This window comes from Streptomyces sp. NP-1717, assembly GCF_022695985.1.
Classification (GTDB): domain Bacteria; phylum Actinomycetota; class Actinomycetes; order Streptomycetales; family Streptomycetaceae; genus Streptomyces.
In genome coordinates this window covers 15445-37869 of sequence record NZ_JAAPBF010000037.1, presented here as the reverse complement: position 1 = coordinate 37869, position 22425 = coordinate 15445, and the positions used below count along the sequence as shown (strand labels likewise).

Below are 22425 nucleotides of genomic sequence, written 5' to 3'. Positions count from 1 at the left end.
TACGCACACGGCCGACGGAGGATTCCATGACGAACGGCGACGCGGCGAACGGCACGAGTCCCGCGGACGGCACGGGCGCGGCGAAGGACCCGATTCCGGCGAACGGCACGGACGCGACACCCCCGCTCCACTGTCTGGTCACCGGCGCCACCGGCTACATCGGCGGCCGGCTCGTACCGGAGCTGCTGGACGCCGGGCACCGGGTGCGCTGCCTCGCCCGTACGCCCGGGAAACTGCGCGACCACACCTGGGCCGACCGGGCCGAGGCCGTACGCGGCGACGTCACCGACGCGGAGTCCGTCGGCGAGGCGATGCGCGGCATCGACGTCGCCTTCTACCTCGTCCACGCGCTCGGCACCGGATCGGGCTTCGAGCGCACCGACCGCGAGGCCGCCCGGATCTTCGCCGAACAGGCCCACGCCGCGGGCGTCCGGCGCATCGTCTATCTCGGCGGTCTCACCCCGGCCGGCGTACCCGAACGGGACCTCTCACCCCATCTGCGCTCGCGCGCCGAGGTCGGACACATCCTGCTCGACTCGCGGGTCCCCACCACCGTGCTGCGCGCCGCCGTCATCATCGGGTCGGGCTCGGCGTCCTTCGAGATGCTGCGCTACCTCACCGAACGCCTGCCGGTGATGGTCACACCGAGCTGGGTGCGCAGCCGTATCCAGCCGATCGCCGTCCGGGACGTCCTGCGCTACCTCGTCGGCGCCGCCCGGATGCCCGCCGACGTCAACCGCTCCTTCGACATCGGCGGCCCCGACGTCCTCACCTACCTCGACATGATGCACACGTACGCCGCCGTCGCCGGGCTGCGGCACCGGCTGATCGTGCCCGTGCCCGTCCTGACACCGACCCTCTCCAGCCACTGGATCGGCCTGGTCACCCCCGTACCCCGCTCGATCGCCCGGCCGCTCGCGGAGTCGCTGCGTCATGAAGTGGTCTGCCACGAGCACGACATCGCACGTCATGTGCCCGACCTGCCCGGCCGGCCCATCGGCTTCGAGGAGGCGCTGCGCCTGGCCCTCAAACGGATCCAGGACGCCCAGGTGACGACCCGCTGGTCCTCCGCCGCCGTCCCCGGGGCGCCGAGCGACCCGCTGCCGACGGACCCCGACTGGGCGGGCGGCAGCCTCTACACAGACAACCGCGAACTTGACCTCGACGCGAGCCCCGAGGCCCTGTGGCGGGTCATCGAAGGCATCGGCGGTGAGAACGGCTGGTACTCCTTCCCGCCGGCCTGGGCCGTGCGCGGCTGGCTGGACCGGCTCGTCGGGGGCGTCGGGCTGCGCCGGGGCCGCCGGGACGCCGCACGGCTGCGGGTCGGCGACTCGCTGGACTTCTGGCGCGTCGAGGAGATCGAACCGGGCCGGCTGCTGCGGCTGCGGGCGGAGATGCGGCTGCCGGGACTCGCCTGGCTGGAGATGCGCGTCGAGCGGGGGGAGGGCGGCCGTACCCGCTACCGGCAGCGCGCCGTGTTCCATCCGCGCGGGCTGCTGGGACACGCGTACTGGTGGAGCGTCGCGCCGTTCCACGCCGTCGTGTTCGGCGGGATGGCGCGCAACATCGCGCAGGCCGCGGGCGGGGTCCGTCCGGCCCGGTAGGCGGCCCCATCTCGCCCGTGCGCGAAGGCTTTACGGGTCCGCCGCACGGCGGTAACTTCCTTCCCGCAAGAGCTTGCAGCAACATTCCGGCACAACTTCCATGCCGGACAGAGCTGTTCAGCCGACCCCTGAGGCGCGTCAGGGTCCCGGCCGCCGCGGTGGTGACCGTGGCATCTCTCCCCAGGAGTCCTGGATGACGCGCGACCCGTACCCGCTGCACCCCCGATCCCATCGACTCGGACGCCCCTTGGCCGCGGCGACCGCCACCGCCGGTCTGCTGGGGCTTCTCGCCGCCGTACCCGACACCGCGGACACGGCATCGGCGCCCGTCGCCGCCGCCGAGACCACGGCGACGGTCTTCTACTACACGAAGACCAAGAACTGGTCGGCGTACTACCTTCATTACGCCCCGGACGGCGGCGCCTGGACGGCCGTACCGGGTGTCCGGATGGAGGCCGCCTGCACGGACTGGGTGAAGAAGACCGTCACCCTCGGCGCCGCGCCCGGTCTGAAGGCGACCTTCAACGACGGAGCCGGCGTCTGGGACAACAACGCCGGGAAGAACTACGACCTGGGCAGCGGGAACATCACCGTCAAGGACGGCGTGGTGGCTCACAGCGACCCGTGCGCCGACACCGGCCCGGATCCGGACCCCGACCCCGGCGGAGGAAACACCGCCGATGTCTACTACGCGACCGGAGGCGTCGGCTGGACCACCACCAACCTGCACTACCGGCCGGACGGCGGCGCCTGGACGCAGGTCCCGGGCGTCGGCATGGAGCCGGCCTGCACCGGCTGGGTGCGCAGGACCGTGGATCTCGGCGCCGCCACCGGGATGCTGGCCACGTTCAACAACGGCAACGGCGTCTGGGACAACAACAACGGGAGGAACTACACCGTCCCGGCCGGGCTGAGCACCGTCAGGAACGGCACCGTCACCCAGGACGCCGACGACCCCTGCGCCGCCGAGACCCCGGACACCCGGGCCCCGACCGTACCGGCGAAGGTGACCGCCAAGGCGGACGGCGTCGCGGTCGTCGTCACCTGGGAACCGTCCGACGACGACCGGGGAGTGACGAAGTATCAGGTCATCCGCACCGGCGGCACGAAGGGCACGGTCGTCACCGACGTCGGGTCCACGGTGCTCTCCGACGCGAACCTGGAGGAGCGGACCACCTACCGCTACACCGTCAGGGCGGCCGACGCCGCCGGCAACATCTCGGCGGCGTCCACGGCGGCCGAGGCCACCACAGGGAACAGGCCACCCGCCGCCGATCCCGGCAGGCCACTGGGCACCGACCCGCGCAAGGACCCCATCTACTTCGTCCTCACCGCCCGCTTCAACGACGGCGACGCGAGCAACAACCGGGGCGGCAGCCAGCACGTGAAGTCAGGCAACGCCGCCAACAACGACCCCATGTTCCGGGGTGACTTCAGAGGGCTCGTCGACAAACTCGACTACATCAAGGCCCTCGGCATGTCCGCGATCTGGATCACCCCCGTCGTCCTCAACCGGTCCGACTACGACTACCACGGCTACCACGGATACGACTTCTACCGGGTCGACCCGCGACTGGAGTCCGCCGGTGCCTCCTACCAGGACCTCATCAACGCGGCCCACGCCAAGGGCATGAAGATCTACCAGGACGTCGTCTACAACCACTCCTCGCGCTGGGGCGCCAAGGGCCTGTACACCCCGACCGTGTACGGAGTCCGGGACCAGGACTGGTCCTGGTACTACGACGAGAGGAGCGACGGGTTCGAGTACGACGGCCTGACCGTCGAGCCCAAGTCGGGGAAGTCCTACTACAACGGCGACCTGTGGTCGACGGCCGAACCGTCCGGCAACACGTGCGTCGACTGGGGCAAGCCCACGCAGCACACCTCGCCCGAGGGCTACCGCATCTACAACTGCCAGTGGCCCAGCCCCACTTCGGGCATGTTCCCGAAGGCGTACTACCACAACTGCTGGCTCGGGAACTGGGAGGGCGAGGACTCCCGCTCCTGCTGGCTGCACGACGACCTCGCCGACCTCAACACCGAGTCCGCGCCCGTCCAGAACTATCTGATCGGCGCCTACGACAAGTACATCGACATGGGCGTGGACGGCTTCCGCGTCGACACCGCCGTACACATCCCGCGCACCACCTTCAACCGCCGCTTCCTGCCCGCCATCCAGGAGCGCGTCACACGCAGGCACGGCGCCGAGGCCGCCAGGAACTTCTTCGTCTTCGGCGAGGTCGGCGCGTTCGTCAACGACAAGTGGAACCGCGGCTCGGTCAACCACTCCGCGCAGTTCTTCACCTGGAAGGAACGCAAGGAGTACGCCGCGGACGACGCGAAGGCCGCACTAGAGATGTACGAGTACGAGAACCAGGCCGGCGTCGCCGCACAGCCCACCTCCACCAACGCGTTCCTCGACGGCAACGCGTACCACACCCCCGACCGCAGCCGGTTCTCCGGCATGAACATCATCGACATGCGCATGCACATGAACTTCGGGGACGCCGCCAACGCCTTCCACAACGGCAAGGACTCCGACGACTCCACCAACGACGCGACCTACAACGTCGTCTATGTGGACAGCCACGACTACGGGCCCAACAAGAGCGCCGAACGCTACACCGGCGGCACGGACGCCTGGGCCGAGAACATGTCCCTGATGTGGACCTTCCGCGGCATCCCCACCCTCTACTACGGATCGGAGATCGAGTTCCAGAAGGGCCAGCGGATCGACTGCGGGCCCTCCTGCCCGCTGGCGACCACCGGCCGCGCCTACTTCGGCGGCCATCTGGCCGGTGACGTCAGGGCATCCGAATTCGGCAAGGCCGACTCCGCCACCGGCGAGGTCGCCACGACCCTGGCCAAGCCGCTAGTCAAGCACCTCCAGCGCCTCGGCGACATCAGGCGCGGCGTGCCGGCCCTCCAGATGGGCCAGTACTCGACCGACGGCATCACCGGCCAGATGGCCTTCAAACGCCGCTACACCGACGCCGCCTCGGGAACCGACAGCTTCGCCCTCGTCACGGTCACCGGCGCGGCGACGTACACCGGGATCCCCAACGGCACCTACCGGGACGCCGTCACGGGCGACACCCGCACGGTGACCGGCGGCAGGCTCGACGTGCCGGCACCCGGAAAGGGCAATCTGCGGGTGTACGTCCTCGACCTCGGCGGGAAGAACGCGGCGCCCGGCAGGATCGGTACTCCCGGTCCGTATCTGAAGTGAGCGTCATGCCCGGGCGGCGCGGACACGGCCCGCCCGGGCACACCGCGCCCGTCCAGGATGCGGCCGGTCATTGACCCGGTTCGGCCACCGCGGTTACGTTGCCCCGCATGCAGCGATCCGCACACCTGACGACGCGAGGTCACATCGACCTCAAGCGTGTGTGCTCCGCGGCGTGTCACCAGGGCTGACGTCACAGCGCCCACGCGACCGGCCGGGCCCTCGTCGGGACATGTCCCCGAGGCCGCCGCCGCTGCCGTCCAGGATCTGGAAGACACCCGTGAAGAAGCCGCCGGTGCCCGCCCCTCGCCGACCCACACCGCTACGCCGCGCGGACATCCCGCCGGCCACCGCACCACCACGCCGCGCGCCCGGCACGAAGACCGTGCTGAACGCCGTCCTCGACCACGGCCCGGTCGCCCGCAGCACCGTGGCACGCCTCACTGGGCTGTCCCCGGCGTCCGTCACCGGGCACAGCGCGCACCTGCTCGCCCGCGGGCTGATCCGGGAGAGCCCGGAGACCACCGGGCCGCGCGGTCTCGGCCGGCCCCATGTCCCCGTGGACATCGACACCGGCCGCCATCTCGTCGCCGGCGCGCACATCGCCGTCACCAACTCGACGCTGTCCCTGATGGATCTGCGCGGCCGGATCGTCGCCGAGGACCGGCGACCGCACCCGGACATCCGTCCCTGGCCGGGCACCGTGCTGGACTCTCTCGCCGAGCGGCTGCCCCGGCTGGTGTCCGCCCACGCGGGCGGCCGTTCGGTCCTGGCCCTCGGCGTGGCCACCGGCCACCGGGTCGACCCCGGCGCCGGGGTGATCGTGCGTCACCCGCAACTGGGCTGGCGGAACGTGGCCGTACGGGACCATCTCTCCGACGCGACCGGGCTGCCGGTCCATGTGGACAGCCACGCACGGGCACTGGCGCGGGCCGAGCAGCTGATCGGCGAGGCGTCCACGCGCGGGAGCGCCGTCCTGCTGTTCGTCGGCGCCGTGGTGGACGCCGCGTTCGCCACCGGCGGCGAGGTGCACCTCGGGCCCCGGCACGGCGCGGGAAGCATCGCGCATCTGCCGGTCGGCGGTGACGCCAGCCTCGAATCGGAGGTCTCCGAACAGGCCATGGTGCGGCTCGCGGCCGAACAGGGCGCTCCCGTACCGTCGTTCCCCGCCCTGCTGGAACGCGCCGTGGCGGGGGAGCCCCGGGCACGGGAGCTGTTCCGCCGCAGGGCCCGGCTCGTGGGCCGGGCCGTGGCACTGCTGATGGACATGTTCGACCCCGAGGTCGTGGTGGTGGTCGAGCCGGGCACCGGGCTGTTCCCGCACTGCCTGGACGATCTGCGGAGCGAGGTCGCGGCCCGCTCCCTCGTCTGCGACGACCCCGAACAGGCCGTCGTGGCAAGCAGTTTCACCGGCAGTGTGCTCTCCACTGCGGGAGCGGCCGTCGCGCTGGGCGCGCTGTACGGGGACCCGCTGGGGCCCTGGCCCGCGCTGACTGACGCGTCCTGACCGGTGAGTTGTTCCGAGTTAATTCAGGAAGTTGCATTGTTGACCAGGTCCGTGCACGCGCAGGACAATCAATTCATGACCATTCGGCAGCGGATTCCGCGTCACGTGCCCTGCCCCTGTTGTCGCGCCTGAATTCTCCTCGCGCCACGGTCCGCCGATGAATTCACCGGCGATCGCGTCCGGCCCGCCCCGCGCGCCCCGGACCATGTAGTCCCCGCTCGTCCCACGGCTCCGTATGCCGCCACCGCATGCCCTTTTCCCGTTCTTTCCACCTCTCTTTCTGGGGGAGACGTTGACTGTCACCGTGTCGTCGCATCTCGCTCCGGGTATCGCCCCGGAGCGCTTCAGGAAAGTATTCCGCCGATATCCGGCGGGAGTGGTCGTGGTCACCGCCGAGGCCGGCCACGGTCCGGTCGGTTTCACCGCCACCTCACTCACGTCCCTCTCCCTCTCCCCACCGCTCGTGTCGTTCGGGATCGCCCTCACGGGCTCGTCCTGGCCGACGATCGAGCGCGCGTCCTCGGCCGTCGTCAACTTCCTCGGTGCCGAACAGGAGCCGCTGGCAAGGACGTTCGCCACCAGCGGCATCGACAGGTTCGCCGCGCCGACGGACTGGGGGCGGCTGCCGGAGGGGGAGCCCGTGCTCGACGGCGTCGCCGGCTGGCTGCGGCTGAGCATCCAGCAGATCGTTCCCGCCGGTGACCACCGGATCGTCGTGGGACGCGTCGAGGACGCCGCGCACGACGACGCCCGGAGCCCACTGCTGTTCCACGACGGCCGCTACCTCGCGCTCTGAGCGTCGCGAACACCCCGGCGCCCGTCACCCCGAGCACCCGTCACCCCGCCCAGGAGAAGAAGACCCATGTCACGCGATCCGGACCGCCAACCCCTGCACCTCAACGCCTTCCTGATGACCGCCGGCCACCACGAGGCCGCCTGGCGGCTCCCGCGGAGCCCCGAGGACGGCACGGACGTCGAGCACTACAAGAACCTGGCCCGCATCGCCGAGCGCGGCAGACTCGACTCGCTCTTCCTCGCCGACGGCCCCGCCCTGCACGGCGACCCGGGCCGCAGGCCCGCCAGCATTCTGGAACCCACCGTGCTGCTCACCGCCCTGGCCGGCGTCACCAGCCGGATCGGCCTCATCGCCACCGCGTCCACCAGCTACAACGAGCCGTACAACCTCGCGCGCAGGTTCGCCTCCCTCGACCACGTGTCGGGCGGTCGCGCCGGCTGGAACATCGTCACCACGGCGGGCGCCGACGCCGCCCGCAACTTCGGTCTGGACGACACCCCGCCCCACCACGAGCGCTATCTGCGGGCGGCCGAGTTCATCGACGTGGCCACGAAGCTGTGGGACAGCTGGGCCGACGACGCGGTGGTGGCCGACAAGGCGCGCGGTGTGCACGCGCTCGCCGAACGCGTCCGCAGGATCGACCACCGCGGCCCCCACTTCCGGGTCGACGGGCCCCTGAACGTACGCCGCTCCCCGCAGGGCCACCCCCTCCTCGTGCAGGCCGGATCCAGCGAGGACGGCAAGGACTTCGCGGCGCGCTACGCGGAGGCCGTCTTCACCGCACAGCAGACCCTGGAGGAGGGCGTCGCCTTCTACAAGGACGTCAAGCAGCGCGCGGCCAGCCTCGGGCGCGACCCGGACGGCATCAAGATCCTGCCGGGGATCGTGCCCGTCATCGGCGACACGGAGGCCGACGCCCTGGAACTCGACGCGGAGCTCGACCGGCACATCGTCCCCGAGTACGCCAGACGCCAACTGGCGAACTTCCTCGGCGTCCCCGCCGAACGGCTGGCCCTCGACCAGGAACTGCCCGACGACATCCCCACCGAGGACGAGATCCAGGGGGCCAAGAGCCGCTTCACCCTGATCGTCGAGCTGGGCAGGCGCGAGCACCTGACGGTACGTCAACTCATCGGCAGACTCGGCGGCGGCCGCGGGCACCGCACCTTCGCCGGGACCGCCGAGCAGGTCGCCGACACCATCGGGCACTGGTACGACAGCGGCGCGGCCGACGGGTTCAACATCATGCCCGCGCTGCTTCCCTCCGGTCTGGAGGTCTTCGTCGACCAGGTCGTGCCGATCCTCCAGGAGCGTGGCCTGTTCCGCACCGAGTACACGGGGACGACGCTGCGCGAGCACTACGGCCTGGCGCGCCCGGCCAACCGGCTGTTCGACCCGGTGGGCGGCTGACCAGGAGGCGGGACGGCCCACCGGCGGAGGCCGGAACTCCTCGGGCACGACGGGGGCCGGAGCCGTACGCGATACTGCGCACATGCGCATTTCAGCCAGGGCGGACTATGCGGTACGGGCCGCGCTGGAGCTCGCCGTGTCGCCCGACGACGCCCCGTCGAAGGCGGAGGCGATCGCCGCCGCCCAGGACATCCCTCACAAGTTCCTCGAAGGCATCCTCAACGACATGCGCCGTGGCGGGCTCGTGGTGAGCCGGCGCGGCGGCAACGGCGGATACCGGCTGGCCAGGCCCGCGGACGCCATCACGGTCGCCGACGTCATCCGGGCGGTGGACGGACCCCTCGTCTCGGTGCGCGGGGTCCGCCCGCCGGAGCTCTCCTACACCGGACCCGCCGAGTCGCTGCTGCCGCTGTGGATCGCGGTGCGGGCGAACGTCCGCCAGATCCTGGACGTGGTGACGCTGGCGGACGTGGCCTCGGCCGGGCTGCCGGACGACGTGTCCGCCCTCGCGGCCGACCCGGAGGCCTGGACGAACCCCTGACCCGGCGGGGGCGGCCCGGGCGCCGGCCCACCGGTTCCGCCGGCCGGAACGCGAGTCCACCATATGAACACGCACTTGGGGCGGGGATGAGTGCGTGCCAATATTCCTACCAATCCAGTGGGAAACATAGGGATGTTGGAGGTGGCCGGCACCGTGCCGACGAAACCCGTGGTCCGAACCGCTGCCCCGCTCAAGCCCCCCGTGGTCGACGACGCGATGTGGCCACGTGTCACGCGGGAGGTGGCCGACGACCTCGCCGCCGACGCGATCGCCCGCGACCGGGCGGGCAAGCCGCCGTACGACGAGGTGGCACGGCTGCGCGAAGCCGGACTGCCCGCGCTCCTGACACCACCCGCACCCCCCGGCCGGGCCGGTACGGCTTCCGGCAGCGGCGGCGCCGACTGGCGCACCGCCACCGCCGTGATCCGGGAGATCGCGGCGGCCGACGGTTCCATCGGCGAACTCGTCGCCCGGCACTACGTGCTGTCCTGGAGCAGCCGCCTCTTCGGCGCGTCCGACGACGCGGCCGGGCACGAGGTCCCCGCCCTCGCCGCCGGTCCGCTCCTCGGCGGCGGCACCGACCTGCCGGACCCCGAGAGCGGCCCCGGCCTCACCCTCTCCCCGGCAGGCCCGGGCCATCTCCTCAACGGCCGCAGGACCGTGGCCACCGGTGTCACCGTCGCCGACCTGCTCGTCGTCGGCGCGACCTCCACCCACACGGGCGACCTGCTGATCGCACTGGTGAACCCGGCCCACCCCGGCGTACTCGCGAGCACCGACAACGACCGTCTCGGCCAGCGGCTCACCGGCGCGGGCAGCGTCGATTTCGACAACGTGCCCGTGGACGCGGGCCAGATCCTCGGCGCGACGACACGCGACGAACACGCGGTCTCGGCGTTCACCGCGCTCGCGCCGCTCGCCCTGCGGCTCGTCCTGAGCCACGTCGCCCTGGGCATCGCCGAGGGCGCCCTCGGCGAGGCCCGCGACGTCAGCAGAGCGGTGCCGCCCGCACCGCGCTCCGGGGCCGCGGGTGCCACCACCTACGCCGTACGGCCCAGCGGCGACCCGTATCTCCTGCTCGCGTACGGGGAGTTGGCGACCACCGCGCAGACCGCCGCCGCCGTCGTGGAACGCGCGACGGACGCACTGGAACAGGGCCTGGCCACCGGGCGCGATCTCGGCATGGACGAGCGGGCCGAGATCGCCGTCCGGGTCGCGGCGGCCGAGGCCGTCACCACCAGGTCCGCGGTCGACATCACCACCCGCATCCTCGAACTCACCGAAGCGGCCACGTCGTTCGACGGCGGACCGGCGCTCGACAGGTTCTGGCGCAACGCCCGCGCGCTGACCGCGCGGAGCTCACCCACCCACCGCCTGCGCGACATCGGCGACCACTACCTCAACGGAACGCACCCGCCGTTCACGGCCCGTCCCTGAGGACCGCCCCGCGATCCCCGGCGGGCGCACGGCCGGGCCCGCGCTCCGCGCCCACCGATGGGGCAATCCCGCCGGTGCGGGTCCGCATGGGGTCGGATGGCGGGCGTCATCGACAGACGCCCCCCGTCGCCGGCGTGGCGTCCCTGGACTCCGGAGCCGGGGCCGGGACACGTACGGGCGGGGGACTCACACACACGGGAGTCCCGTTGAAGCTCAGACATGCCGCCGCCGCACTGGTCGGATCCGTAGCGATCGCCGTCGCGGCGGCGGCGCCCTCGTCCTCGTCGTCTGCGTCCATCTCCGTCACGGCGGACTCCGTCCGTACCGCGGCCCTCGCCCCCAACGCCGGTCTGGCGCAGTTCTCCGCCGCGTTCGCCCGTTCGCAGGCCGCCCCCGAGATGTCGCCGCCCGGCGCCAACGACTGGGCGTGCGAGCCCGGCGCCGCGCATCCGCGGCCCGTCGTGCTGATCCATGGCACCTGGGCGAACGCCTACGCCAACTGGTCGGGGCTGTCGCCCGTCCTGAAGCGGGCCGGTTACTGCGTCTTCGCCCTCAACTTCGGCGCACCCGACGGCGACGTGTTCAAGGGGAGGGGCCATGTCCCCGAGTCCGCCAAGGAGGTGGCCGCCTTCGTCGACAAGGTCCTGGACGCCACCGGCGCCGACAAGGCCGATCTCGTCGGGCACTCGCAGGGCGGCGGGCTGCTGCCGCGCTGGTACCTGAAGTTCGAAGGCGGCGCGGCGAAGACCCACCGCCTCGTCGGCATCGCCCCGAGTAACCACGGCACCACGGCGTCGGGCATGGCGTCCCTCGCCAGGTCGCTGCGTGTGCTGGACACGGCGGCGCAGATGGCCGGGCTGGCGGCGAAGGACCAGACGATCGGCTCCGACGTCAACGCCCGGCTGGACGCCGGCGGCGACACCGTGCCCGGCGTCCGCTACACGACCGTCGTCACGCGCACCGACGAGGTGGTCACCCCCTACCGCCAGCAGTACCTGAAGGCGGGCACCGACGCCCCGGTGGACAATCTTGACCTCCAGGACGCGTGTCCGGTGGACATGAGCGCCCATCTGGGCATCGCCTACAGCCCGGTCATGTACCGGCTGGTCCTCAACGCCCTCGACCCGGCGAACACCAGCCCCGCGAACTGCCTCAGCTGAGTGCGGTCACCGGCCGGGAGGGCGCGCAAAACGGATGTACGGCCGGAGGACGTCGGCGGCACCATGGGGCGCATGACCTCACCGACGCGACCTCCGGCCCGGTCCGGTACCGCCCCGTCCGGAACCCCCGCACCATCGGCTCGCTCCGCCACCGCCGCGCGCGCGAGTCTCGAAGGGCTCGCGCTCGGCGACGCCTTCGGCGAGCGCTGGTTCCCGCTCTTCCGCGACCGGTCGCGGGCGTACGCGGAGATCAGGGCCCGCGTCACGCCCCGAGAGCCGCAGTGGCACTGGACCGACGACACGGCGATGGCGCTGGCCGTCCGGCGCGTCCTCGACCAGTGCGGCACCATCGATCAGGACCGCCTCGCCGGCTGCTTCGCGCTCACCTTCGACGCCGACCAGGGGCGCGGTTACGGGCACGGCATGCACATCCTGCTGCCCCGACTCCTCGCGGAACCGGCGAGTTGGCGGACCCTCGCGCCCACCCTCTTCGAAGGTGGCAGTCTCGGCAACGGGGCGGCGATGCGCGTCGCGCCGCTCGGCGCCTGGTTCGCCGACGACCTCGAACGCGTGGTGGAACAGGCCGCGTTGTCCGCCGAGGTGACCCACGCCCATCCGCAGGGCATCGCGGGGGCGGTGGCCGTCGCAGTCGCGGCGGCGCTCTCGGTCCGCGGCGAACTGTCGCTCGCGGCGGTCGCGGAGGCGACTCCGCCGGGGCCGGTACGCGACGGCCTCGCGCGGGCGGTGGACGTCCCTTTCGACACCGAGCCGTGGAAGGCGTCGGACATCCTCGGCAACGGACAGCGCATCCGGGCCGACGACACGGTGCCGTTCGCCCTCTGGACCGCGGTCCGGCACCAGGACGACCTGGAGGCCGCGCTGTGGGCGACGGCCGAGGCCTTCGGCGACGTGGACACGACCTGTGCCATCACGGGCGGCGTCGTGGGCGCGCGTACGGGAGTGGACGGCGTCCCGCGCGAGTGGCTGGACCGGCGGGAGCCACTGGGCTGAGAGCCCGCAGGGCACGCCTGCCCGTGAGGCCCCGCACACGTAATCGTTCAAGCGTTCGAATATGTGGTTATGCTGAACGCATGGCAGCACACGCGCAGGGCTCCCTCTTCGACCAGACCGACGAGATCCGGCTCGGTCCGCTCACCGGTGTCCGGCGGACCGAGCTCGGCGACGGGGCGTGGATCGATCTGCTCCCGGGCTGGCTCGGCGGCGCCGACGCCCTGTACGAGGAGCTGGCCTCCGGCGTGCCGTGGCGTGCCGAGCGCCGGCGGATGTACGAGCGGGAGGTGGCCGTGCCGAGACTGCTCGCCTTCTACGGAGAGCGCGACGGGACGCCGGACACCCTCCCGCACCCCGTCCTGGACGAGGCGCGCGACGCGCTGAGCGCCCACTACGCCGCCGAACTGGGCGAGCCGTTCGCCACCGCAGGACTCTGCTACTACCGGGACGGCCGCGACGGGGTCGCCTGGCACGGCGACCGCATCGGCCGGGGTTCCCGCGAGGACACCATGGTCGCGATCCTGTCGGTCGGTGCCCCGCGGGATCTGCTGCTACGGCCGCGGGAGCGGCACGGCTCCACCGTCCGCAGACCGCTCGGGCACGGCGACCTCATCGTGATGGGCGGCTCCTGCCAGCGCACCTGGGAGCACGCCGTCCCCAAGACGGCGCGGTCCGTGGGCGCGCGCATCAGCGTCCAGTTCCGGCCGCGCGGCGTGCGCTGAGGGAGTGCGCCGAGGGCGTGCGCCGAGCAAACCCGTGCCCGCACTGCACCGGGATCCGGCACCCGGCCTTGACGGACCCACTGCGGCGATGTGCAATATATTGCATGCCGGTACCCCGGAGCCGAGGGCTCGTCTCCAGATCGCTCCTGCGGGAGAACGCCTACCAGGCGCTCAGGGACGCGATCGTCGACGGCACGCTCACGCCGGGGGAGCGGCTCAACGACAGTGACCTCGTGGAATGGCTGGGCATCAGCCGCACACCCATCCGCGAGGCGCTGGGGCGTCTGGAGCAGACCGGTCTCGTACGGACCAAGCCCGGCCGCTACACGATCGTCAGCCCGCTCGATCTCAGGGCGGCCCGCGGCGCGCAGTCCGTCACCGCCGCCATGCACGAACTGGCCGTACGCGAAGCCCTCCCCAACCTCTCCGCCGCCGAACTCGACGCCATGCGCGCCGCCAACGCCCGCTTCGCCGACGCGCTGGTCGGCAACGACGTGGACGCCGCGCTCGCCGCCGACGACGCCTTCCACGGCGTCGCCGTCACCGCCGCCGCGAACCAGGCGCTGCGCGCCGTGCTCGAACAGTTCACGCCGGTGCTGCGCCGTGTCGAACGGGTGCGCTTCTCCTCGCTGAGCGGCCGGGGCTCGGTCGCCCAGCACGACCGGATCATCGAGCTGTGCGCCGCCGGTGACGTGGAGGGAGCCGCGGCAGCCACCCGCGCCAACTGGCAGACGCTCGCCCCGCTTCTCGACGCGCTGGCCGACGGCGACAGCGACGACTGACCCTGAATCCCAAGGAGCCCGAGATGTCCCTCGACAGCTTTCCGCGCCACCCCCTCCTCTTCGGTCCCAGCCCCGTCCATCCGCTGGACCGTCTCTCCGGCCATCTCGGCGGCGCCCGTATCTGGGCCAAGCGCGAGGACTGCAACAGCGGTCTCGCGTACGGCGGGAACAAGACCCGCAAGCTGGAGTATCTGGTCCCCGACGCCCTCGCGCGGGGAGCGGACACCCTGGTCACCATCGGCGGCATCCAGTCCAACCACACACGGCAGGTCGCGGCCGTCGCCGCCCGGCTCGGGCTGAAGGCGGTCCTCGTCCAGGAGAGCTGGGTCGACTGGCCCGACGCGGTCAACGACAAGGTCGGCAACATCCTGCTGTCCCGTGTCATGGGCGCCGAAATACGCCTGGTCGAGGCGGGGTTCGGCATCGGGGCGAAGGACAGCTGGCACCAGGCCCTGGCCGATGTCGAGGCCGGCGGCGGCACCCCGTACGCGATCCCGGCAGGGGCCTCGGACCATCCGCTCGGCGGACTCGGCTTCGCCAACTGGGCCCGGGAGGTGGCGCGTCAGGAGCGGGAACTGGGCGTCTTCTTCGACACGATCGTGGTGTGCAGCGTCACCGGCAGCACACACGCGGGCATGATCGCGGGCTTCGCCGGACAGGACCGGCCCCGCAGGGTCCTGGGCATCGACGCCTCCGCCAAGATCGGCGAGACCCGCGCGCAGGTCGGGAGGATCGCCCGCGCCACCGCCGAACTCATCGGTCTCGGAAGGGATCTGAGGGAGGACGAGATCACGGTCCTGAAAGGCTGGGCCGGGGACGAGTACGGCATCCCCGTGGAGTCGACGCTCGACGCCATCCGTCTCACGGGCCGGCTGGAGGGCATGATCATCGACCCGGTGTACGAGGGGAAGTCGATGGCCGGGCTGATCGATCTCGTACGCGGCGGGGACATCCCCGCGACCTCCAACGTGCTGTACGCCCATCTCGGCGGCCAGCCCGCTCTCAACGCCTACAGCGGTGTCTTCCGCTGATCGGGATGCGGGGACCAGGCGCGCAACGGTGTGCGCGGATCAGGTGAACGGTGGCTGAAGCGGGCGTGAACTCCCGTTGTCAGCAGCGCAGTTCGGGTCGTTCGTACCATCCCGCACACCAGTCCCGGGAGTGCTCGGCGGTCATCACTGGACGTCGCGAAGTGATCGGCGATGGTCACGCTCGGCTCATCTATGGCCAAGGGATATTCAAGGCGCCGCCAAGACTTCGTATGTATGAAAGTTCTTTAATAATGCGAGAGTTAACGTCCGTGCGTGAAAATGACCACGCATGCTCAGATGCCGGTGGCGACCAGCCGCCGCGCACTGCTCCGCGCCTCCGTCGCCACCGCGGCGGTCGCCACAGCGGCCGGAAGCGGACTCATCGCCGGCGCCACGCCGGTGGGGGCCGCCACCCGGAAGCCCACGACACGTCCCAGGCCCAGCACCCCCGCCGCGGCGCTGGCGGAGCTCTCCGCCGGTAACCGCCGGTGGCGCACCTTCAACCAGCAGCACCCGCACGAGTCTCAGAGCGTGCGGCAGTCGCTCGTGTCCGGCCAGGCCCCCTTCGCCGTGATACTCGGCTGCATCGACTCCCGCGTTCCGCCGGAGCTGGCCTTCGACCAGGGGCTCGGCGACCTCATGACCGTCCGCTCCGCCGGTGAGGTCCTGGACGACGCCGTGCTCGGCAGCGCCACCTACGGCGTCCTGGAACTCGGCGTCCCGCTGATCGTGGTCCTCGGGCACCAGTCGTGCGGCGCCGTGGCCGCCGCCGTCCACGCGGACGAGACGGGCGCGCACCTGCCCGCCTCCCTCCAGTACATAGCCGACCAGATCAAGCCCGCGATCGACCACTCGCAGCAGGGCGACGCGCGGGTCGACGCCACGGTCAGCGCCCAGGTCAACCTGGTCCGTTCCCGTCTGTCGGCCGAGCCCGACCTCGCGGCGAAGGTGGCCGCGGGTGAGCTGGAGATCATCGGCGCGCGCTACGAACTGAACACCCAGCTGGTCCACCGGATCAGCTGACCCGGTCGGAGCCCACGGGCTCTCACGGGGCACGGAGGGATCGCGGACGAGTGCTTCTCGTCCGCGATTCTTCGCGTTCACGGCCCCGGGCGCGGCCTTTCGCACCGGCCGACGCCGCGTGCAGGGACCGCAGGGCGAGCAGCAGGACGCCGATGTCGTCGAGGTAGACGGGGTCGGGCAGCAGGTCCACGGGGCTCACCACATAGATGAGGGCGCCCCAGTACGCGGCGCGGTTGCTCAGCGGCACCCCGGCCTCACGCAGCAGCGCACGCGTCCGGAAGACCTTGACGAACAGAACGATCGTCGTGGCGAGCATCGCGACCACCGCGACGGCGGCGACGATCAGGGCGACCGTGAGGTTGGCGTCCATCGTTTCCATGGCCTCCTGCGGCGCGGGCCTTGTCTGTCCCGGAGCGTGTTCCCGTAACGGGGCGCTCCAGCGGACGAATCGAGCGGCTTCACCGTGGTGCCTCCCCGCCGGGGCCGGCCCCCGAACCTCTATACACTCCGCGTATACATCGCGTGTATAGTGGCTGGCATGTCATGGAACCCCGCCTGGCCTGGCATGTTCCGCCCTGCCCGGCTCCGCCCGGCCGATCCCGCGCCCGCTCGCGGTGACGGGTACCGGATGTAAGACCCCGCCCTTCCGGGGGCCGTCTCCGCGCGACACGGCGCGACCCCACCTTCCGTACGACCCCGCTCGCACGCACCGCCGCGAGGCCCGGGGCGGGCCCCGTCGTGCCCGCACACCCGCGAGCCGGTGGCCGGTAGGCGCCGAGCGGCCGACGCCGAGCGCCGAACGCGCCCCGCGAGCACAGAGAGAGCACCGTCATGCCCGCAATCGCCACACCCCGCTCCGCCATGCCCGAAAACGCCCCGACCGGACGTGTGCGCCGTACGGCCACCACCGCACTCGCCGCTGTCGCGGCCCTCGCCCTGGCCCTCACCGGCTGCGGCACGCAGACCCTCTCGCCCGCCTCGGTCAGGGCGGACGCCGGAGGTGACGGCGAGGGGCGCCTCGGCGCCGTCGACTGCGCCGAGGCCAAGTGCATCGCCCTCACCTTCGACGCCGGGCCCGGCGAGGACACGCCCCGGCTGCTGGACATACTCAAGGAGGAGAAGGTGCCGGCGACGTTCTTCCTGCTGGGCAGGAATCACGTCCTGGCCCGTCCGGGCACCGTCCGCCGTATCGCCGACGAGGGGCACGAGGTCGCCAACCACACCTGGAGCCACCGGATACTGACCGATCTCGACCGGGCCGGGATACGCGAGGAACTCTCCCGCACCCAGGACGCCATCGCGGAGATCACCGGAAGCGAGCCCACGCTGATGCGCCCGCCCCAGGGGCGTACCAACGGCGACGTCACGGACATCTCGCGCGAACTCGGCCTCTCGCAGATCCTCTGGAGCGCCACGGCCAAGGACTACTCCACGACCGACTCCGGCCTCATCGAGAAGCGCATCGTCGACGACGCGTCCGCCGACGGGATCATCCTGCTCCACGACATCTACGACGGGACGGTCCCCGCCGTGCCCGGGATCATCAAGCGGCTCAAGGAGCGCGGCTACACCTTCGTCACCGTTCCGCAGCTCTTCGCGCCGGCGGTCCCGAAGCCCGGCGAGGTGTACCGCCCCTGAGGAGCCGGACGGCAGAGGTGAACAAAGTGTTCAACATGAACTGTTGACATCGGTCTGTGTGTCGGATCATGCTGGTGCACATGTCATCGACCTCCGGCCAGGACTCCTCCGACCCCTTCACCCCACCTCACCCGGACCAGGCCCGTGCGCACCGCGTGCACGCGTCCCTGTTCCGTATCGCCGAGCGGCACGCGGCCACGGAGGCGCAGCGCCGGCGGCAGGCCCATCCGTCCGTCATCGCACCGCACGAAGCCGTCAGGCTCGTGGCGTTCCTGCTCAGCGGGGCGGCGAAGCCGGAAGCGGGGGAGCCCGAGGTGGACCGGGCCGACATCACCGCCGCACTGAGCCTCGTGCCGCGCGCCCGCGGGGACATGGACGAACTGGAGGCGGGACTCCTCCAGATGGCGCGCGGCCGGGGCATGACCTGGCAGGAGGTCGCCTTCGGGCTCGGACTCGGCACCCCGCAGGCCGCCCGCCAGCGCTACGAACGGCTGGTCGGCCGTACGGCCGGCGACCAGGACGCCGAGTAGGGCGGCGGGGCGGCGGCCGCACGAGGTGGTCGCCTGGAGCCTTCCGACGGCACGTCCCGTGCGGCGAGCCGGCGGGCCGGCAGGCAGAGTGGAGCCATGGTGACCACTTCTCCGGGTGACGGGCAGCCGTCCCGCACTCTTCTCGGCAGTTGGCCGACCCCGCTCGAACCGATGCCGCGGCTGGCCCGCGCGCTCGGCCTCGGCGACGACGACCTCTGGGTCAAGCGCGACGACCTCACCGGTCTCGGCGGCGGTGGCAACAAGGTGCGCAAACTGGAATGGACCTGCGGGGCGGCGCTGGCCGACGGCGCCACCGTCCTGGTGACGACCGGGGCGCCGCAGAGCAACCACGCGCGGCTCACCGCGGCGGCGGGCGCCCGCCTGGGGCTCGACGTCGTGCTCGTCCTGGCCGGCGAACCCGGATCCTCCGAGTCGGGCAATCTCACGCTCGACGGTCTGTTCGGCGCGCGGGTGGTGTGGGCGGGCGGCGTCGGCAAGGAGGAACTCGCCTCCATCGCCCGGCATGTGGCGGGCACACTGAAGGACCGGGGCGCCGTGCCCGCGCTGATCCCCTTCGGCGGATCCAGCGTGCTCGGCGCCCGTGGTTATGTCGAATGCGGGCAGGAACTCCTCACCCAGGCGGCCGACCTGGCGACCGTGGTGGTCGCCCTCGGCTCCGGCGGCACCATGGCCGGACTGGTCGCGGCACTGGGACCCGAGCGGGTACTGGGCGTCGACGTCGGAGCCGTCGCCGATCCCGGCCGTGTCGTGTCGCGCCTGGTCTCCGGTGTCTCCGGCACGCACTGCCCGCCGGAGTCCCTGCGGATCCGCCTCGACCAGGTCGGATCCGGCTACTCGGCGCTCACCGAACCCGTCATGACCGCCCTCACGCTGGCGGCCCGCACCGAGGGCATGGTGCTCGACCCGGTCTACACCGGCCGCGCGATGGCCGGGCTGGCGGCCGCGGTCGAGGCCGGTGAGATCACAGTCGGCCGGCGCACGGTCTTCCTGCACTCGGGCGGCCTGCCCGGCCTCTTCGGCCACCGGCCGGCCCTCGAACGGGCGGCGGCCGAACTGGCCGTGGACGGCGACCCGTTGAGTACCTGGGAGCCCTCGCCGGAGGTGACGGACCGGCGGGAATGACAGACCGGCGGAAATGACAGACCGGCGGGAATGACGGACCGGCGGAGGTGACGGTTCGTCCGAGGCGACGAGTCGGCCCGGGTCACGCATCCGGCTCGGCGAGCGCGACCTGCTGCCGGGCCGTGCGCACCGCCGCCGAGAGATTGCCGATGTCGTACGCCCCGTGGTGGCGCCGCCCGTTGACGAAGAAGGTCGGCGTCCCCGACACCCCGCTCAGATCGGCCGAGTCCACGTCGTCGGCGACATACGCCGCGCCCCTGTGGCGCCGCAGATGCCGCTCGAAGCGCTCGGTGTCCAGACCGAGATCGGCGGCGAACCGGAGCACGTCGGCGAACCGCAGCGTGCCCTCGTGCGCGAGCAGGAGATCGTGCATCTCCCAGAACGCACCCTGGTCGTACGCGGCCTCCGACGCCTCGGCGCCGAGCATCGCCCCGGGGTGCACATCGGTCAGCGGCATGTGCCGCCATACGTAGCGGACGTCCCCGAAGTCGGCCAGCAGCTCCCGGATGACCGGCTCGGCCTTCCCGCAGTACGGGCAGTCGAAGTCGCCGTACTCCACGACCGTCACCGGCGCCTCCAACGGGCCGCGGATCTTGTCCCGTTCGGAGTCGACGGGGACCGCGAGGTCGACGATCGATTCGGCGGTGCCCAGCAGGGCCCGGTTGCGGCGCCGCCTCGGCAGCAGCCCGATCACCGCGCTGACGGCCCAGGTCACCGCGAACGAACAGAGCAGCGCCGTGAGCGTGCCGATCTTCGCCTCCTCCAGATGATCGCCGTCGAAGGCCAGGGTGGCGATCAGCAGCGACACGGTGAACCCGGCACCCGCGATCGTCCCGCCGGCGGCGACGGCGCCCCAGCCGACCGGGGGACGCAGCCGGCCGTGGCTGAAGCGGTGGGTGAGCCACGAGGCGGTGAGTACCGCGATCGGCTTGCCCACGACGAAGGCGCCCACGATGCCCAGCGTGACGGGAGAGGTGAAGGCCTCGGACAGCTCGTCGGGGGAGGTGCTGATCCCCGCGTTGGCCAGCGCGAACACCGGCACGATCACATAACTGGACCACGGGTGGTACATCCGCAGGAGCCGGTCGTTGGGCGAGATCGCCGACGCCAGTCCGAGCCGCGCGGAGCGTTCGAGCTCCGGAGTCGGCTGTTCCCTGAACCGGCGGAACAGGCCGGTGGCGCGCTCCAGATCACCGCGGGCGGCGGGGTACGCGGACGTGAGCAGCCCCATCACCAGCCCGACGACAACAGGATCCACACCGGACTCCAGCATCGCCACCCATGCCGCGACGGCCGGCGCCACGTACCAGGCGCCCCGGCGCACACCCTCCCGGCGCAGCACCATGATCACGCCGAGGACGCCGAGGGCCACCAGCAGCGCGAGGGGCGCGACGCTCTCGCTGTAGGCGAAGGTGATGACGGCGAGTGCCACGAAGTCGTCGACGACGGTCACGGCCAGGATGAACGTACGCAGTCCGGTGGGCAGGCGCCTGCCGAGCAGCGCGAGCATGCCCAGCGCGAAGGCCGTGTCCGTGGACATCGCGGCGCCCCAGCCGTACGCCGTGCCGTTCCCGGCGTTGACCAGCAGATAGATCGCGACGGGTACGAGCATGCCGCTGACCCCGACGAAGACGGGCAGGGCGATACGCCGTCCGTCGCGCAGCTCGCCCATGTCCCGCTCGCGGCGCGCTTCGAGGCCGACGACGAAGAAGAACACCGCCATCAGGCCGCTGTTGACCCACTCCCGCACTTCGAGGGACAGGCTCCGCGACCCGAAGGACAGCCCCACATGCGTCCGCCAGAAGCGCTCGTACGACGAGAGGTCGGCGTTCGCCCAGGCGAGCGCGGCGATCACGGCGACCAGCAGGACGGCCGCACTGCCCGTCTCGGTACGCAGGAACTCCCGCCAGGGTGTGCGCGCACGCTCACCGCTCCGTGTCTGCCCGAGGTAGCCGGCGTCCGGGGAGGAATCGGTCATTACCGGATTCTCCACTCGCCGGGCGGGTGGATCCCGCAGCGAGGAGTGTGTCGGACGCCGCTCTTCCCGTACGCCACCGCGCGAGCAAGGCCGCGACCACCGGCACCGCGAGGACCGCCGGGACCCGCCTGCCGCCGTCGGTGGCCGGGAAGGCTCACGCGGCGTCGTGGAAGACGAGCCCGAGAGTGTGCCGGCGGCCGGTGCGCACCGTGCTGACCCCGTGCCGCATGGGCGCGTTCGACCAGCCCCGCGCGGAGCGCACCGGCCGGTCGCGAGTGGTGAAGACCAGCCCGTGCCCCTGCGGGACGGTGGCCGACGAGCCCCGTGACTGGGCGCGCGGACGCTGCTCGGTCATGATGAATTCCCCGCCGTCGAAGTCCGTTCCCGGTACGTCCAGGCCGACGACGACCTGGAGCGGGAAGACCATCTCGCCGAACACGTCCCGGTGCAGGGCGTTCCAGTCGCCGGCGCCGTAACGCAGCAGGATCTGCGCGGACTTGGACTGCCCCGCCTCATGACACCTCGTCAGCCACTCGTCCAGCGTGTCCGGCCAGGGCGCGTCCTTGCCCAGCTTCTCCGCCCAGTCGCGGGCGACGGGCAGCAGACGCGGATAGAGCGCTGCCCGCAACTCCCTTACGGGATCGGGGAGTTCATGGGTGAAGTAGCGGTACTGTCCGGACCCGAACCGGTGGCGGGCCATGTCGACCGTCGTCCGGAACCGCTCTCCGTCGCCGTACAGCGCGCTGAGCGCGCGGCATTCGGCGGGGGAGAGGAGCGGCTCTGCGGTGAGGGCGTTGCCGTATGTGTCCAGGTCGCCGGTGATCGCGTCCCAGTCCTGCGCGCGGACGCGGTCACCGATCCTGTCCGCCGTGCCGATGGTCCGCAT

Annotated in this window: 19 protein-coding genes; 16 read left to right on the top strand and 3 right to left on the bottom strand. The window is 71.7% G+C overall.

Features of this window, described 5'->3' with window-relative positions; translation table 11 throughout:
* Positions 1 to 26 precede the first annotated feature (26 nt).
* The 13 genes from GXP76_RS11275 to GXP76_RS11215 all read left to right on the top strand — a co-directional run bounded on the left by GXP76_RS11275 (position 27) and on the right by GXP76_RS11215 (position 16250).
* Positions 27 to 1604, top strand: a complete 1578-nt coding sequence (locus GXP76_RS11275) for an SDR family oxidoreductase (protein WP_242571334.1) — start codon at positions 27 to 29, stop codon at positions 1602 to 1604.
* 193 nt (positions 1605 to 1797) lie between these two features.
* Positions 1798 to 4833, top strand: a complete 3036-nt coding sequence (locus GXP76_RS11270) for a carbohydrate binding domain-containing protein (RefSeq protein WP_242571333.1) — start codon at positions 1798 to 1800, stop codon at positions 4831 to 4833.
* A gap of 229 nt (positions 4834 to 5062) precedes the next feature.
* A complete protein-coding gene (locus tag GXP76_RS11265; RefSeq protein WP_242571332.1) occupies positions 5063 to 6337 on the top strand; it encodes an ROK family protein in 1275 nt (424 codons plus the stop codon).
* 292 nt (positions 6338 to 6629) lie between these two features.
* Positions 6630 to 7133 (top strand): flavin reductase family protein, encoded by a 504-nt coding sequence (locus GXP76_RS11260; RefSeq protein WP_374360594.1) that lies wholly within the window; start codon positions 6630 to 6632, stop codon positions 7131 to 7133.
* A 66-nt stretch (positions 7134 to 7199) separates the two neighbouring features.
* Positions 7200 to 8543, top strand: coding sequence for an LLM class flavin-dependent oxidoreductase (locus tag GXP76_RS11255; RefSeq protein WP_242571330.1), 1344 nt, complete (start codon positions 7200 to 7202; stop codon positions 8541 to 8543).
* Between the two features lie 82 nt (positions 8544 to 8625).
* Positions 8626 to 9084 carry an Rrf2 family transcriptional regulator gene (locus GXP76_RS11250; RefSeq protein WP_242571329.1) on the top strand — a complete coding sequence of 153 codons (459 nt, stop codon included), beginning with the start codon at positions 8626 to 8628 and terminating at the stop codon, positions 9082 to 9084.
* Between the two features lie 153 nt (positions 9085 to 9237).
* Positions 9238 to 10521, top strand: a complete 1284-nt coding sequence (locus GXP76_RS11245) for an acyl-CoA dehydrogenase (protein ID WP_242571328.1) — start codon at positions 9238 to 9240, stop codon at positions 10519 to 10521.
* Positions 10522 to 10727: 206 nt separating this feature from the next.
* The gene (locus GXP76_RS11240) at positions 10728 to 11681 is read left to right on the top strand and encodes a triacylglycerol lipase (protein ID WP_242571327.1); all 954 of its coding nucleotides are present in this window, start codon (positions 10728 to 10730) and stop codon (positions 11679 to 11681) included.
* A 72-nt stretch (positions 11682 to 11753) separates the two neighbouring features.
* Positions 11754 to 12692: an ADP-ribosylglycohydrolase family protein gene (locus GXP76_RS11235; RefSeq protein ID WP_242571326.1), complete on the top strand. Its 939-nt coding sequence runs from the start codon at positions 11754 to 11756 to the stop codon at positions 12690 to 12692.
* Between the two features lie 80 nt (positions 12693 to 12772).
* Positions 12773 to 13414, top strand: a complete 642-nt coding sequence (locus GXP76_RS11230) for an alpha-ketoglutarate-dependent dioxygenase AlkB (RefSeq protein ID WP_242571325.1) — start codon at positions 12773 to 12775, stop codon at positions 13412 to 13414.
* 104 nt (positions 13415 to 13518) lie between these two features.
* A complete protein-coding gene (locus GXP76_RS11225) occupies positions 13519 to 14196 on the top strand; it encodes a GntR family transcriptional regulator (protein WP_242571324.1) in 678 nt (225 codons plus the stop codon).
* Positions 14197 to 14219: 23 nt separating this feature from the next.
* Complete coding sequence (locus GXP76_RS11220) at positions 14220 to 15227, top strand: 1-aminocyclopropane-1-carboxylate deaminase (protein ID WP_242571323.1); 1008 nt, start codon at positions 14220 to 14222, stop codon at positions 15225 to 15227.
* A gap of 279 nt (positions 15228 to 15506) precedes the next feature.
* Positions 15507 to 16250, top strand: coding sequence for a carbonic anhydrase (locus GXP76_RS11215; protein ID WP_242571345.1), 744 nt, complete (start codon positions 15507 to 15509; stop codon positions 16248 to 16250).
* Between the two features lie 22 nt (positions 16251 to 16272).
* On the opposite strand, the gene GXP76_RS11210 is transcribed toward GXP76_RS11215, so the two are convergent.
* Positions 16273 to 16620, bottom strand: a complete 348-nt coding sequence (locus tag GXP76_RS11210; protein WP_242571344.1) for a YkvA family protein — start codon at positions 16618 to 16620, stop codon at positions 16273 to 16275.
* Positions 16621 to 17111: 491 nt separating this feature from the next.
* On the opposite strand from GXP76_RS11210, the gene GXP76_RS11205 reads away from it, so the two are divergent.
* From GXP76_RS11205 to GXP76_RS11195, 3 genes are all read left to right on the top strand, one after another.
* Positions 17112 to 17888, top strand: a complete 777-nt coding sequence (locus tag GXP76_RS11205; protein ID WP_242571343.1) for a polysaccharide deacetylase family protein — start codon at positions 17112 to 17114, stop codon at positions 17886 to 17888.
* 80 nt (positions 17889 to 17968) lie between these two features.
* A complete protein-coding gene (locus tag GXP76_RS11200) occupies positions 17969 to 18418 on the top strand; it encodes a DNA-binding protein (protein WP_242571322.1) in 450 nt (149 codons plus the stop codon).
* A gap of 96 nt (positions 18419 to 18514) precedes the next feature.
* The gene (locus GXP76_RS11195) at positions 18515 to 19561 is read left to right on the top strand and encodes a D-cysteine desulfhydrase family protein (RefSeq protein ID WP_242571321.1); all 1047 of its coding nucleotides are present in this window, start codon (positions 18515 to 18517) and stop codon (positions 19559 to 19561) included.
* An 82-nt stretch (positions 19562 to 19643) separates the two neighbouring features.
* Here the strand turns inward: GXP76_RS11195 and nhaA are convergent, their stop codons facing one another.
* On the bottom strand, positions 19644 to 21539 hold the full coding sequence (gene nhaA / locus GXP76_RS11190; protein ID WP_242571320.1) for a Na+/H+ antiporter NhaA: 1896 nt from the start codon (positions 21537 to 21539) through the stop codon (positions 19644 to 19646).
* Positions 21540 to 21693: 154 nt separating this feature from the next.
* Positions 21694 to 22425, bottom strand: a complete 732-nt coding sequence (locus tag GXP76_RS11185) for a 2OG-Fe(II) oxygenase (protein WP_242571319.1) — start codon at positions 22423 to 22425, stop codon at positions 21694 to 21696.

What these genes read in the sequence shown, in the direction of transcription:
- GXP76_RS11275 (WP_242571334.1), top strand. Translation starts at nt 27, where the DNA reads ATGACGAACGGCGACGCGGCGAACGGCACGAGTCCCGCGGACGGCACG.
- GXP76_RS11270 (WP_242571333.1), top strand. Translation starts at nt 1,798, where the DNA reads ATGACGCGCGACCCGTACCCGCTGCACCCCCGATCCCATCGACTCGGA.
- GXP76_RS11265 (WP_242571332.1), top strand. Translation starts at nt 5,063, where the DNA reads ATGTCCCCGAGGCCGCCGCCGCTGCCGTCCAGGATCTGGAAGACACCC.
- GXP76_RS11255 (WP_242571330.1), top strand. Translation starts at nt 7,200, where the DNA reads ATGTCACGCGATCCGGACCGCCAACCCCTGCACCTCAACGCCTTCCTG.
- GXP76_RS11250 (WP_242571329.1), top strand. Translation starts at nt 8,626, where the DNA reads ATGCGCATTTCAGCCAGGGCGGACTATGCGGTACGGGCCGCGCTGGAG.
- GXP76_RS11235 (WP_242571326.1), top strand. Translation starts at nt 11,754, where the DNA reads ATGACCTCACCGACGCGACCTCCGGCCCGGTCCGGTACCGCCCCGTCC.
- GXP76_RS11230 (WP_242571325.1), top strand. Translation starts at nt 12,773, where the DNA reads ATGGCAGCACACGCGCAGGGCTCCCTCTTCGACCAGACCGACGAGATC.
- GXP76_RS11225 (WP_242571324.1), top strand. Translation starts at nt 13,519, where the DNA reads ATGCCGGTACCCCGGAGCCGAGGGCTCGTCTCCAGATCGCTCCTGCGG.
- GXP76_RS11220 (WP_242571323.1), top strand. Translation starts at nt 14,220, where the DNA reads ATGTCCCTCGACAGCTTTCCGCGCCACCCCCTCCTCTTCGGTCCCAGC.
- GXP76_RS11215 (WP_242571345.1), top strand. Translation starts at nt 15,507, where the DNA reads ATGACCACGCATGCTCAGATGCCGGTGGCGACCAGCCGCCGCGCACTG.
- GXP76_RS11210 (WP_242571344.1), bottom strand. Translation starts at nt 16,620, where the DNA reads ATGGACGCCAACCTCACGGTCGCCCTGATCGTCGCCGCCGTCGCGGTG.
- GXP76_RS11205 (WP_242571343.1), top strand. Translation starts at nt 17,112, where the DNA reads ATGCCCGAAAACGCCCCGACCGGACGTGTGCGCCGTACGGCCACCACC.
- GXP76_RS11200 (WP_242571322.1), top strand. Translation starts at nt 17,969, where the DNA reads ATGTCATCGACCTCCGGCCAGGACTCCTCCGACCCCTTCACCCCACCT.
- GXP76_RS11195 (WP_242571321.1), top strand. Translation starts at nt 18,515, where the DNA reads ATGGTGACCACTTCTCCGGGTGACGGGCAGCCGTCCCGCACTCTTCTC.
- nhaA (WP_242571320.1), bottom strand. Translation starts at nt 21,539, where the DNA reads ATGACCGATTCCTCCCCGGACGCCGGCTACCTCGGGCAGACACGGAGC.
- GXP76_RS11185 (WP_242571319.1), bottom strand. Translation starts at nt 22,425, where the DNA reads ATGCGGACCATCGGCACGGCGGACAGGATCGGTGACCGCGTCCGCGCG.